Here is an 11,846-nt window from a genome sequence, read left to right on the forward strand (position 1 = left end):
CGGGGGCGGGCGGCCCGGGCGGCAGGGCACACTGTCTGGCATGCCCCCGACCCTCCGCCGTGCCGCCGCCGGCCGACCGCGCCGCCGCCGCAGCCTGGCGAGCCAGCTGTTCGTGGTGCAGATCGTGATCGTCGCCGTGGTGGTGGCGGGCGGTGCGGTGCTCGCCTACCTGTTCGCCTCCGTCCAGGCCGAGGAGACAGCCCGCCGCGAGGTCACCGCGACCGCCCACGCCGTGGCCGACGCCCCCACCGTCCGGGACGCGGTGCTCACGCCCGACCCCTCGGCCGTGCTCCAGCCGTACGCCGCCCGCGTCCGCCAGGACAGCCGGGTGGCCTTCGTGACCATCATGGACACCCACGGCGTGCGCTGGGCCCACCCGGACCCGGCGCAGATCGGCCACCCCTTCCTCGGCCACTTCGACCGCGCCCTCACCGGCCAGGACGTCGAGGAGACCTACACCGGCACGCTCGGCCCCTCCGTCCGGGTGGTCACCCCGGTGTTCGACGGGCAGCGGCACGTGGTGGCGCTGGTCAGCGTCGGCATCACCGTGCAGTCGATCAGCGCGGGCCTGCGGATGCCGCTGCTCGCGCTCACCGGGGTCGCGCTCGGCGCACTCGCCCTGGGCGGCGCGGCGAGCTACCTGGTCACCGTCCGGCTGCGGCGGCACACCCACGGGATGGGCGCGGCCGAGCTGAGCGCGCTGTACGACTACCACCAGGCGACGCTGCACTCGGTGCACGAAGGCCTGGTGCTGCTCGACGCCGGCCGGCGGGTGGTGCTCTGCAACGACGCGGCGCGCGAACTGCTCGGCCTGACCGGCGAGTTGGCCGGATCGGAGGTCTCGGAGCTCGGCCTGCCGGGCCCGCTGGCAGCCGCGCTCGCCCGCCCGGTGCGGGACGAGCTGCACCTGGCCAGCGAGCGGGTCGTGGTGGTCAACACCTCCCCGGTCGGCGCCGGGCTCGGCTCGGTGGTCACCCTCCGGGACCACACCGAACTGCAGGCAGTCTCCGGCGAGTTGGACTCCGTACGCGGCTTCGCCGACGCGCTCGCCGCCCAGGCGCACGAGGCCGCGAACCGGCTGCACGCCGTGGTCTCGCTGATCGAACTCGGCCGCACGGCCGAGGCGGTGGAATTCGCCACCGCCGAACTGGAGCTGGCCCAGCAGCTCACCGACCGGGTGGTGGCCGCCGTCAGTGAGCCGGTGCTGGCGGCGCTGCTGCTCGGCAAGGCCGCCCAAGCGGCCGAGCGCGGCGTCGAGTTGACCCTCACCCCGGACAGCCGGATCGACGACGGGGTGCTGCCGTCCGGCCTCACCCCGCGTGACCTGGTCACCCTGCTCGGCAACCTGATCGACAACGCAGTGGACGCGGCGCTCGGCCACGCCGCCGTCCGCGCCCCGGAGGTGGCCGTCACCGCCCGGGTCGACGGCACCGAACTCCTGCTCGGCGTGGCCGACTCGGGCCCCGGCATCGCCCCGCAGGCCGTCACCGAGGTGTTCGAGCGCGGCTGGAGCACCAAGAGCGGCGGGCGCGGCCTCGGCCTGGCCCTGGTGGCGCAGACCGCCCGGCGCAACGGCGGCCGGGTGGAGGTCGGGCGGGCGAGCGGGGCCGTGCTCACGGTGCGGCTGCCGCTGCGGGAGGCAGGGGCATGAGCATCCGGGTGCTGGTGGTCGAGGACGATCCGGTGGCGGCCGACGCCCACGCGCTGTACGTCGAGCGCACGCCGGGCTTCGTGGTGGCCGGGGTGGCGCACAGCTGCGCCGAGGCGCTGCGGGTGCTCGACCGGGCCCGGCTGGCCGGGGAGCCGGTCGAGCTGCTGCTGCTCGACCTGAACCTGCCCGACGGCCACGGCCTGCAGCTGTGCCGCAAGCTGCGGGCGGCCGGGCACGCCACCGAGGTGATCGCGGTGACCTCCGCCCGCGAACTGGCCACCGTGCGGCAGGCCGTGTCGGTCGGGGTGGTGCAGTACCTGCTCAAGCCGTTCAGCGGCGCGGCCCTGCGGGAGCGGCTCGCCACCTACGCCCGGTACCGGGAGAGCCTGGCCGGGGCCGGGGAGGCGACCGGTCAGCACGAGGTCGACCAGGCCTTCGCCACCCTCCGCGCGCCCGACCGGACCACCCTCCCCAAGGGCCTCACCCAGGCCACCCTCGACACCGTCGCCGCCGTGCTGCGCGCCGCCCCCGACGGCCTCTCCGCCGCGACGGCGGCCACCGCCGCCGGCGTCTCCCGGATCACCGCCCGCCGCTACCTCGAGCACCTGGTCACCACCGGCCTGGCCCGCCGCGCCCCGCAGTACGGCCAGGTCGGGCGCCCCGAGCTCTGCTACCACTGGCTCTGACGGCGCCGGCGGCTCTGACAGCCCTGACAGCTCCGACGGCTCCGACAGCCCTGACACGCGATCCTTCCAAAAGTGTCACAAGGCATGCCTGTCGTCCGGGCGAAGGAGCTGCTTACGCTCCTGGTCACGGCGGTACCTCCCGCCGGGGTACCTACGGAAAGACGCATGGACTACTGCGAGTTCTGCCGACGTCACCTCAACGGTGCGCTGTCCTGCCCTGGATGCGGCGCCAGCGGTTCGCCCACGGCAGCCGTGCGACCGACGCGGCACCTTGCCGAGCCGCCGGTCCAGCCGCCGGTCCAGTCGCCGCTCCAGCCCCTGCCCGTGCCGCCTGCCGCGCCGCGAGGCCAGGCGGTCGACCGACGACGCAGGTCGGGGCGACGGCGCGGCCTGCTGGTGCTGTCGGTGGCCGGCCTGATGGCCGGGGGCGGCCTGGCGGCAGCAGCGATCTCCTCGGGCTCCTCGTCCGGTGGTGGCACGGTCCCGCTCTCCGCCCCCGAGACCGGCTCGGCCTGGGCGAGCCCGACCGCCTCCCCGGCCCAGCGGGTCGGTCAGCCGACGGCCGGAGCGTTCCGGTCCGCCACCGCTCGTCCGAGCCCTTCCGCCTCCGCCAGCTCATCCACCAGCGCTTCGGCCTCCCGCCCCGCCGCCCAACCCTCGCCGACCGTGCCCACGCCGGCCACCAGCAGCAGCCACCCGGCCACCACCTCGCCTTCGCCCACCGTGAAGCCGACACCGTCGCCGACGGCCACCTGCAACCGCTTCCTCTTCTGGTGCACCTGAGCCCGGTCGGGTTCTGTCTGGCCTACGCTGGGCTGGGGCGCATCCAGGAACATCGTCGTGGCGAAGGGGACGCAGTGATCATCCAGGACCGGCCGCAGATGAGCTCGGCCGCCTTCGAGGCGATCGCCGAAGCCGCTGCCCAGCAGGACGTCACCCTTGAGTTCCTCGCCGGAAAGATCGGAGTCAAGCCGGTGCCCGACGGCGACCACGGCCAGATCGTCATGTGGCTGATCCGCCAGTGCATCCTGCAGCGCCCGGACCTCAGCCTCTTCCCCGAGCAGGGCTTGCGCGTCGAGGCGTACCGAACGGGAAACGCTCGCCCGGACGGCGCCCTGGCCCCCGCGGAGTACTTTGCGGGCAAGGGCGAGTGGGCCGACCCGTCCGGTGTCCTGATGGTGGTGGAGGTCACCTCGTACGACCGGGACACCGACCGGCGTGACCGTGAGGACAAGCCTCGGGCGTACGCGGAGAGCGCCATCCCGGTGATGCTGCTCGTGGACCGCTCGAACGGCACCGTGGTCGTCCACTCCAACCCCGAGCGGGGCCGGTACCGAGACACCCACACCGCGGACTACGGCGAGTCGATCGAGCTCCCCGGCCTCGGCATCACGCTCGACACGGAGATCCTCAAGGCCTACGCCCGCTGAGGGAGTGAGTGTGGAGCCCGCCGCCGAGCTCCAAGAGGAGCTGACGCAAAGGCAGGTGCGCGGTCTGCCGGCGCTGCCTGCGATCTGCCGGGTGGATCGACGTGTTCCCTCTGGACTCAGCCCCGTGGACAGCCACGCCCTGCGTTGCTTCCAGCGGGGAGACGGCGAGCACCTTCGGGGAATCCGACTCCACCCGTGCATCCTGACCAGAACCTTGCCGTTCACGTCCGCCGGATCGAGGCGGCGGGCTGGCACCTGGCAGAACAGGGTTTCGGAGTCGACGGGCCCTACCGGTGCTGCCAGATGCGATCTGCCCGCCCCAGCGAGTGATCAAGGAGCGGGATCGGTATCGGGCAGGTGTTCGTCCACCCGCGTATCCGTGGGTCAGCTCCCCCGGTCGCCACTGCTCCCCTTCCGCGCGCTCAGGAGGTCGGTGCCGAGTGAGCTACGAGGAGGCCCGTGATGTGGCGCGGAAGTACGTCCGCCAGTCGGAGGAGACGTCGGGCAGTCGGGCGTCGATCACGTGGACGGAGCGGCCGAGTCCCAGGGTGTCGATCCGGATCAGTACATCGGGCCTGGCCTGGCATCCGGCCAAGTCTCCTCCGCTGCTTGCGCTGATGGGGTCGGCTGACCACATGGGGCACCCCGTTCCTCTTCTGGTGCACCTGACCGGCCAGGCCTCAGTCCGCGCGGACGGCGACGGCCAGGAAGCGGTCGGCCGGGTCGTGGTAGGAGGTGAGGCGCCAGCCGGCGGTGGCCAGGGCTCGGCGGAGCCTGGGTTCGGTGCGGATGTCGTCGGGGGAGAGGGTGCGGCCGTGCTTGGCCGCGAGGGCGGCGCGGCCGATGGGGTAGAAGAGGGCGAGCAGGCCGCCCGGGCGGGTGACGCGGGCGAGTTCGGTGAAGCCGGCCACCGGGTCGGTGAGGTGGGAGACCAGGCCGGAGCCGAAGACCGCGTCCACGGCCCGGTCGGGCAGCGGCAGGTGTCCGACGTCGGCCACGGCCAGCTCGGCCAGAGCCGAATGCGCGGTGGCCACGGCGATCATCTCGGGGGTCAGATCGACCCCGAGGACTCGCCCCGAGGGCCCGACGGCCGCCCGTAGCAGCGGCAGCGCGCGCCCCGTCCCGCACCCGGCGTCGAGCACGAACTGCCCGGCCTGCAAGCCCAGTTCGCTGATCGCGGCGGCGAACAGCGGCCCGTCGTCGGGGAACCGGCTCTCCCAGCCGGCCGCGCGGGCGGCGAAGAACTCCCGGATGCCGGCCAAGTCGCTCCTGTACTCCATCCGACCGAGGCTACGTGACCTCCGGCCGGGTCGGTCGTTGAGGGGGTGTCACCCGGGAGAGTGGACTTCGGCCCGGTGACCGGATCGGAGCAGGTCAGCCAGTAAGGTTAGGGTTACCTAACTTCCACTGGGGAGCCTGCCTTGACCGTCACCGCCGAGCCAGCCGCGTCAGCCGAGGGGGCCGCAGCAGCGGCTCCGGGCGGGGCGATCCTGCGCCGCCAGCGCGTCCGTGAGTCCGCCGCCCGGACGTACGCCCGGTCGTTCCCGATCGTGCCGGTGCGGGCCAACGGCATGACGGTCGAGGGCGCCGACGGCCGCCGCTACCTCGACTGCCTCTCCGGTGCGGGCACGCTGGCGCTCGGGCACAACCACCCCGTGGTCCTGGAGGCGATCCGCCGCACGCTCGACAGCGGAGCGCCGCTGCACCTGCTCGACCTCGCCACCGCCGAGAAGGACGACTTCACCAGCGCGCTGTTCGCCTCGCTGCCACCGGAGTTCGCCCAGGGCGCCAAGGTGCACTTCTGCGGGCCGGCCGGCACCGACGCCGTCGAGGCGGCGCTCAAGCTGATGCAGACCGCCACCGGCCGCCGGGGCGCGCTCGCCTTCACCGGGGCGTACCACGGCATGACGGCCGGGGCGCTCGCCGTGACCGGCAACGTCGCGGTCAAGGCCCCGCTGCCCGGCGGCGGGGAGACCACCCGGCTGCCCTACCCGTACGGCTACCGCTGCCCGTTCGGGGTCGGCGGCGAGCGCGGCACCGAGCTGTCCGCCACCTACGTGGAGCGGCTGCTCGACGACCCGTCCGGCGGGGTGCTGCCGCCCGCCGCGATGATCCTGGAGGCGGTGCAGGGCGAGGGCGGGGTGGTGCCCGCGCCGGACGGCTGGCTGCGCGAGATGCGGCGGATCACAGCAGAGCGTGGCATTCCGTTGATCGTGGACGAGGTGCAGACCGGGGTCGGCCGCACCGGCGCGATGTGGGCGGTCGAGCACAGCGGCATCCGGCCGGACGCGATGGTGCTCTCCAAGGCGATCGGCGGCAGCCTGCCGCTGGCCGTGGTGGTCTACCGCGAGGACTACGACGGCTGGCTGCCCGGCGCGCACACCGGCACCTTCCGGGGCAACACCCTGGCGATGGCCGCCGGCGCCGCCACCCTGCGGTACGTGGCCGCCAACGGCCTGGCCGCCCGCGCCGCCCGGCTCGGCGAGCGGATCACCGCCCGGCTGCGGGAGGCCCAGCGGCGGCTGCCGGTGATCGGGGACGTCCGGGGGCGCGGCCTGATGCTCGGCGTCGAACTGGTCGACCCGTCGGCCGAGCCCGACTCCTGCGGCGCCCACCCGGCCGACCCGCGCCTGGCCGTCCGAGTCCGGGAGGCCTGCCTGCAGCGGGGCCTGATCGTGGAGCTGGGCGGGCGGCACGACGCCGTACTGCGCCTGCTGCCCCCGCTGACCATCACCGACGAGCAGACCGAGGCGGTGCTCGACCGCCTGCTCGACGCGGTCGAGAGCGCCGCCGTCGAGAGCGCCGCCGCGGCAGGTGGCCGGTGAGCGCGCCGCTCGCGGGCGGCGCGGGAGGCCCGGCGGCGCTGCGACCGCTGGTCGAGCAGGTGCTCGCCGCCCTCGCGGCGGGGGCCGAACGCCGGGGCGGACCGCTCCCGCCCGGCCCGCCCGGGCTGCTCGCCGAGCAGACCGCGGGGGCGCTCGCGGCGGGGCAGGACCCGGACGCGCTGCTGCGGCTGACCGAGTTCCTCGCCTACGGCAGCGCCGACCCGGCCGACCCGCACTGCGCCGCCCACCTGCACTGCCCGCCGCTGGCCCTCGCCGTCGCGGCCGACCTCGCGGTGAGTGCGCTCAACCCCTCGCTCGACTCCTGGGACCAAGCGCCGGTCGCCACCACCCTGGAGACCGAACTGCTCGGCGAACTCGCCGCACTGGTGGGCTTCCCGGCCGACCGGGCGGCCGGGGTGTTCACCTCGGGCGGCACCGAGTCGAACCTGATGGGCCTGCTGCTCGCCCGCGACCAGATCCTGCCCGGCGACCCCGAACTCGACGGCCTGCCCGCCGGGCTGAGCCCGCAGATCGTCGCCTCGGCGGCCGCGCACTTCTCCGTCCAGCGCGCCGCCGCCGTGCTCGGGCTCGGCGAGCGGGCGGTGAGGACCGTCCCGGTCGACCGCGACCAGCGGATGGACCCGGACGCGCTGGCCCGGGTGCTGGCCGAGACCGTCAGCGAGGGCGGCACCCCGGTGGCGGTGGTCGCCACCGCCGGGACCACCGACACCGGGGCGATCGACCCCCTGCACCGCGCGGCCGACCTGGCGGCGGAGTACGGCAGTTGGCTGCACGTGGATGCGGCGTACGGCGGCGGCGCGCTGCTCTCCGACCGTCTGGCGCCACTGCTCGACGGCATCGCCCGGGCCGACTCCGTCTCGCTCGACTTCCACAAGCTCGGCTGGCAGCCGACCGCCGCCGGGGTCTTCCTGGTCCGCCGCGCCGCCACCTACGCCTCGCTGGCCCGCCGCGCCGTCTACCTCAATCCGGCCGACGACGAACGCGCGGGCTACCCCAGCCTGCTCGGCCACTCGCTGCGCACCACCCGGCGGGCCGACGTCTTCAAGCTGGCCGTGACCCTGCGCACCCTCGGCCGCGAGGCCCTCGGCGCCCTGGTCGAGGCCTGCCACGACCTGGCCCGGACCGCCGCCGCGGCCGTCGAGGCCGACCCGGCCCTCGAACTGCACACCACCCCCGTCCTCACCACGGTCGTCTTCCGCTACCTGCCCGCCGGGGCCGACCCCGCCGAGACCGACCGCTGCAACGCCGAGCTGCGCCGGCACCTGCTGCGCACCGGCCAGGCCGTCGTCGGCCGCACCGAGCTCCCCGGCGAGGGCCCCGGCCGGGTCCGTCTCAAGCTCACGCTCCTCAACCCGCACACCGCCCCGGCGGAGGTGGCCGCGCTGCTGGCCAAGGTGGTGACGGCCGGCCGGACGGTCGAGAAGGCCTGAGGTCCGGCCAAACACGGTGGCCTGATCCCGTGTCAGGTTTGGAGGAAGGCACAGTGGCCCGGCGGGCGGATCGTTGCAGGTCAGCCCGGCCGGGCCGAAGTATGTGGACATACCGTCGGAGATCTGTCCAGTCACTTTCGGCCGTCGTTCCGGTGGTTTTCGGTCAAGCGGAAGATCAGGCTTGCGGATGGGGTGAACGTCGGCGGTAACTTCGGGTAGCCGCCGCCACACCAGGAGCACACGGCCCCTCGGGACTAGCGGCGCACGGAGGACTTCGCCCATGCGCGACCGCGGTCTCGCGGCGCCTGCGGTATCTCGCGTCCCACCTCGCGTCTCATCCTGTCCGCCCTGTGCGGCCTCGCGGAGCACCCTCCGCCGACCTCGGTAACTCCCCGGCGCCACCGCGCCGTTCGCGGCTGCTGCCGCCGCGCTCACCCGCACCCCCGTACTCCCGTGCCCCGCGCCCTCGCCGTGGCACGCCTTCGTCCTGTGCCAGCCCTGCCCTGTGGAAGGCCCGCACCCATGACAGACCTGCTCCTCCCGCCCCTCGCCCACCGCCCCCGGTTCGAGGCGCTGCCGTACTCCGGCCGCTGCCAAGGGATCTGGCAGCGCGGTGACCACCTGCTGATCGGCGTCAGCCCGGGCAACAGCTACTTCAGTCATCAGCGCATCGCCGAACTCGTCCTCTGGAGCTGCGAGTTGTTCGGCTCCGTCGACATCGTCTACGCCGACCTGCAGGTGGCGGCCCAGTTCGCGGCGGCCGGCTACACCCCGGAGAACGCGGCCCGCCGCGCCGCCAAGGAGATCAAGACCACCCGCCGCCGGATCGACCGCGGACTCGAGCTGGCGGCCGTGCCCGGGGTCCGGGTGCGCGCGCTCTCCGAGTTCCAGGACGACCCGGTCTACCGGCGGCTGCACCGCGCCACTCTCGATGCGCTGGCCGCGGACCAGGAGTTCCGCGCCGCCACCGAGGGGATGGCCCGTTCCTTCCTCACCGCCAAGCTCGGCGCCGAGGTGCCGCCCGCCGCGCTGGCCGCCGGGGTCGACTACATAGCCGCCGAGCTGCCGTTCTTCCTGGACACCCCGAGCCTGCTCGGCGTACCCAGCTCGGTGGCCTGCTACCACGTCGAACTCCCGCTCACCCCGGTGCTGTTCGGCCGGCAGGAGGGCCTGCGGGCCGCCGCCGGGCAGGCGTACGCCGTGATCCGCCCCCTGTCCGCGCTGCCGCACGCGGCCGCCGCCTGACCGCCTCCGCCTGACCACCGCCTGACCGCCTCCGCGAAAGGAACCCCCGTATGACCACACAGGCCGACTTCACCTTCCCTCTCGACCGGCGCGGCGACGTGCTGCCCGAGGAGGCCGAACTGCTGCGCGCCAAGCACCCGGTGGCCCGGGTCCGCACCATGACCGGCGACGAGGCCTGGCTGGTGAGCAACTACGCGCTGGCCAAGCAGGTGCTCGAGGACGAGCGGTTCAGCCTCAAGGACACCGCCAACCCCGGCGTGCCGCGCCAGTACGCGCTGACCATCCCGCCGGAGGTGGTCAACAACATGGGAAACATCAACAGCGCCGGGCTGCGCGAGGCCGTCATGAAGACCCTCTCCCCGCGCGCCGACCGGGAGTTGGGCGGCTGGCTGGAGGCCGAGGCGCACCGGCTGCTCGACGTCCTGGTGCAGCAGGGCCCGCCCGCCGACCTGCGGGACGGCTTCACCGAGCCCTACTCCGCGGCGCTGCACTGCCGGCTGCTCGGCATCCCCACCCACGACTGGCGGCGGCTGATGTCCGGGATCGACCTGGCGTTCATCACCAGCCCGGCCGTCTTCGAGGGCTCGGCGCCCAACTGGTACCGCGATCTCGGGTACATGCAGGCGCAGCTGAACGCCGACCCGGAGCCCACCCAGGGCCTGCTCGGGCGCTTCGCCGCACTGCGCCGCTCGCCGGACGTCTCGGACCGGGTGAGCGACGAACTGCTCGCCACCGTCGCCCTCTCGCTGTTCGGCGCGGGCGCCGTCTCCACCTCCTCCTTCCTGCTGCACGCCATCATCCACCTGGCCCAGCGGCCCGAGCTGGCCGAGCGGCTGCGGCAGGAGCCGGCGGTGATCGGCCGCGCGGTGGACGAGCTGCTGCGGTACAACCTGTCGATCGGCGACGCGCTGCCGCGGCTGGCGCTCGCGGACGTCCAGGTGGGCGAGGTGCTGGTCAAGGCGGGGGAGCTGGTTCTGGTGCTGGTCGAGGGGGCCAACTACGACCCCGAGGTGTTCGAGCACCCGGAGACCATCGACTTCGACCGGGAGAGCAACCCGCACCTGGCCTTCGGCGCCGGCCGCCACTTCTGCCCCGCCTCGGCGCTGGGCCGCACCCACGCCGAGATCGCGCTGACCGCCCTGGTCGAGCGCCTGCCCCAGCTGCGGCTCGCCCTCCCGGTCGAGCAGCTGGCCTGGCGCCCCGGCTTCATCAAGCGCCTGCCGGAGCGCCTGCCCGTGCTCTGGTGACCACCGGCCGGCGGGTCAGCGCGTGCGCCAGTACCGGTACGCGCCGGCCGCCAGGAGCAGCAGACCCGGCAGCCCGAGCAGGGCGTCCCCGAGCAGGCGGTCGGTGGCGGGGATCCGGGCCAGCGTGCAGAGCGCGATCCCGCCGCCGGTCAGCAGGGCGGGTACGGCCTCGGCCCTGGGAACGGTCCGCCCGGGGCCGAGGCCCGCGAGGCCCAGCACGCCGGCGGCGAGCAGGGCCGCCGCCACGGTGAAGGAGAGGGTGTAGGTGATGACATCGGCGGTGCTGGTGGTCATGGCTGCGCCCGGGGTAGCCGGCTAGGAGGGAGAAGGTTCTCACGGTGCCCGCCGGGGCGCCGCGCCGGGTGCGGGTGGTCGGGGATCTCCGGGCGGGGCCCGGTGGTTCCGGCGGGGAATCGGTGCATTCGGGTCCGGCCGGGTTCCGTGTCCCGGCTAGCGGGTGAGGGCGGCGCGGAGCTGCTCCCAGGTCTGCGGGTCGGCGGCGACCAGGAGGCCGTCGGGGCCGCCGGGCGGCTCGGGGTGGTACGGAGTGCCGTCCAGGCGGGCGCAGACGCCGCCGGTCTCGGTGACCAGCAGGGTGCCGGGGGAGTGGTCCCAGGGGAGGGTGCGCCAGTACAGGATGAAGTCGACTTCGTCGGTGGCGACCAGCGGGTACTCGATGCCCGCCGCGAAGCGGCCGGCGGTGACCTCGCCGAGGCCGCGGGCGTTGGTCTGCAGGCGGTGGTGGGTGGCGGGGTCGAGGAAGCGGGTCTTGAGGATGCCGCGCCACTTCTCCGGCTGCGGGGCCGGCGCCGGGCGGGTCAGGCGGTTCCCGTCGCGCCAGGCGCCCGACCCGAGCTCGGCGGCGTAGGCCACTCCGGCGACGGGCTGCCAGATCCAGCTGGCGACGGTGCGTCCCGAGCGGACCAGCGAGGCCATCACGGCGAAGTCCGGGTGACCCGCCACGAAGTTCGACGTCCCGTCCACCGGATCGACCAGCCAGGCGGCCTCCTCCGACACCAGCGCCCGGGCCAGCGCCGGATCGGCCGCCACCGCCTCCTCCCCGACCACGGGCACCGGCAGCAGCTCCCGCAGCCGCCGGGAGATGATCGCCTCGGCCTCCCGGTCGGCGACCGTCACCACCTCGCCAGGGGCCTTCTCCAGCACCTCGCCCGCCGCCAGCGCCCGGAACCGCGGCTCCACCGCCTCCGCCGACGCCTCGCGCAGGATCTCCGCGACCTTCTCCATCAGCATCTCTGCCCCACTCCCTTCGGTCCCCTCCACTCTCCCATGCCACTCCTGAGCACGATCGAG

At 74.4% G+C, this 11,846-nt stretch carries 12 protein-coding genes; 7 read left to right on the forward strand and 5 right to left on the reverse strand.

Annotation, left to right across the window (positions count from 1 at the left end; translation table 11 throughout):
- Window positions 1-40: 40 nt before the first annotated feature.
- Both ABT095_RS07850 and ABT095_RS07855 read left to right on the forward strand, forming a co-directional pair.
- On the forward strand, window positions 41-1,651 hold the full coding sequence (locus ABT095_RS07850) for a sensor histidine kinase (protein WP_350528419.1): 1,611 nt from the start codon (window positions 41-43) through the stop codon (window positions 1,649-1,651).
- The gene (locus tag ABT095_RS07855; RefSeq protein WP_350528420.1) at window positions 1,648-2,337 is read left to right on the forward strand and encodes a response regulator; all 690 of its coding nucleotides are present in this window, start codon (window positions 1,648-1,650) and stop codon (window positions 2,335-2,337) included. Before ABT095_RS07850 ends, ABT095_RS07855 begins: the two co-directional genes overlap by 4 nt.
- Before the next feature lie 551 nt (window positions 2,338-2,888).
- Here ABT095_RS07855 and ABT095_RS07860 read toward each other — a convergent pair.
- Window positions 2,889-3,089: a hypothetical protein gene (locus ABT095_RS07860; protein ID WP_350528421.1), complete on the reverse strand. Its 201-nt coding sequence runs from the start codon at window positions 3,087-3,089 to the stop codon at window positions 2,889-2,891.
- A gap of 129 nt (window positions 3,090-3,218) precedes the next feature.
- Between ABT095_RS07860 and ABT095_RS07865 the strand changes: the two genes are divergently transcribed.
- A complete protein-coding gene (locus tag ABT095_RS07865) occupies window positions 3,219-3,767 on the forward strand; it encodes a Uma2 family endonuclease (RefSeq protein WP_350528511.1) in 549 nt (182 codons plus the stop codon).
- A 445-nt stretch (window positions 3,768-4,212) separates the two neighbouring features.
- Here ABT095_RS07865 and ABT095_RS07870 read toward each other — a convergent pair whose 3' ends face one another.
- The gene (locus tag ABT095_RS07870; protein WP_350528422.1) at window positions 4,213-4,362 is read right to left on the reverse strand and encodes a hypothetical protein; all 150 of its coding nucleotides are present in this window, start codon (window positions 4,360-4,362) and stop codon (window positions 4,213-4,215) included.
- 85 nt (window positions 4,363-4,447) lie between these two features.
- On the reverse strand, window positions 4,448-5,047 hold the full coding sequence (locus ABT095_RS07875; RefSeq protein WP_350528423.1) for a class I SAM-dependent methyltransferase: 600 nt from the start codon (window positions 5,045-5,047) through the stop codon (window positions 4,448-4,450).
- A gap of 141 nt (window positions 5,048-5,188) precedes the next feature.
- Here ABT095_RS07875 and ABT095_RS07880 point away from each other — a divergent pair, with 141 nt between their 5' ends.
- The 4 genes from ABT095_RS07880 (at window position 5,189) to ABT095_RS07895 (ending at window position 10,535) form a co-directional block, all read left to right on the forward strand.
- Window positions 5,189-6,592, forward strand: coding sequence for a diaminobutyrate--2-oxoglutarate transaminase (locus ABT095_RS07880; RefSeq protein ID WP_350528424.1), 1,404 nt, complete (start codon window positions 5,189-5,191; stop codon window positions 6,590-6,592).
- Window positions 6,589-8,043, forward strand: coding sequence for a pyridoxal phosphate-dependent decarboxylase family protein (locus ABT095_RS07885; RefSeq protein WP_350528425.1), 1,455 nt, complete (start codon window positions 6,589-6,591; stop codon window positions 8,041-8,043). The genes ABT095_RS07880 and ABT095_RS07885 overlap by 4 nt, the downstream gene beginning before the upstream one ends.
- A 522-nt stretch (window positions 8,044-8,565) precedes the next feature.
- Window positions 8,566-9,288 (forward strand): tRNA-dependent cyclodipeptide synthase, encoded by a 723-nt coding sequence (locus tag ABT095_RS07890; protein WP_350528426.1) that lies wholly within the window; start codon window positions 8,566-8,568, stop codon window positions 9,286-9,288.
- A gap of 50 nt (window positions 9,289-9,338) precedes the next feature.
- On the forward strand, window positions 9,339-10,535 hold the full coding sequence (locus ABT095_RS07895; protein ID WP_350528427.1) for a cytochrome P450: 1,197 nt from the start codon (window positions 9,339-9,341) through the stop codon (window positions 10,533-10,535).
- A 15-nt stretch (window positions 10,536-10,550) separates the two neighbouring features.
- On the opposite strand, the gene ABT095_RS07900 is transcribed toward ABT095_RS07895, so the two are convergent.
- A complete protein-coding gene (locus tag ABT095_RS07900; RefSeq protein ID WP_350528428.1) occupies window positions 10,551-10,829 on the reverse strand; it encodes a hypothetical protein in 279 nt (92 codons plus the stop codon).
- 156 nt (window positions 10,830-10,985) lie between these two features.
- On the reverse strand, window positions 10,986-11,786 hold the full coding sequence (locus tag ABT095_RS07905; protein WP_350528429.1) for an inositol monophosphatase family protein: 801 nt from the start codon (window positions 11,784-11,786) through the stop codon (window positions 10,986-10,988).
- Between the last annotated feature and the right edge of the window lie 60 nt (window positions 11,787-11,846).

The organism is Kitasatospora sp. NPDC002227, assembly GCF_040296285.1.
Taxonomy (GTDB): domain Bacteria; phylum Actinomycetota; class Actinomycetes; order Streptomycetales; family Streptomycetaceae; genus Kitasatospora.

What these genes read in the sequence shown, in the direction of transcription:
- ABT095_RS07850 (WP_350528419.1), top strand. Translation starts at nt 41, where the DNA reads ATGCCCCCGACCCTCCGCCGTGCCGCCGCCGGCCGACCGCGCCGCCGC.
- ABT095_RS07855 (WP_350528420.1), top strand. Translation starts at nt 1,648, where the DNA reads ATGAGCATCCGGGTGCTGGTGGTCGAGGACGATCCGGTGGCGGCCGAC.
- ABT095_RS07865 (WP_350528511.1), top strand. Translation starts at nt 3,219, where the DNA reads ATGAGCTCGGCCGCCTTCGAGGCGATCGCCGAAGCCGCTGCCCAGCAG.
- ABT095_RS07875 (WP_350528423.1), bottom strand. Translation starts at nt 5,047, where the DNA reads ATGGAGTACAGGAGCGACTTGGCCGGCATCCGGGAGTTCTTCGCCGCC.
- ABT095_RS07890 (WP_350528426.1), top strand. Translation starts at nt 8,566, where the DNA reads ATGACAGACCTGCTCCTCCCGCCCCTCGCCCACCGCCCCCGGTTCGAG.
- ABT095_RS07895 (WP_350528427.1), top strand. Translation starts at nt 9,339, where the DNA reads ATGACCACACAGGCCGACTTCACCTTCCCTCTCGACCGGCGCGGCGAC.
- ABT095_RS07900 (WP_350528428.1), bottom strand. Translation starts at nt 10,829, where the DNA reads ATGACCACCAGCACCGCCGATGTCATCACCTACACCCTCTCCTTCACC.
- ABT095_RS07905 (WP_350528429.1), bottom strand. Translation starts at nt 11,786, where the DNA reads ATGCTGATGGAGAAGGTCGCGGAGATCCTGCGCGAGGCGTCGGCGGAG.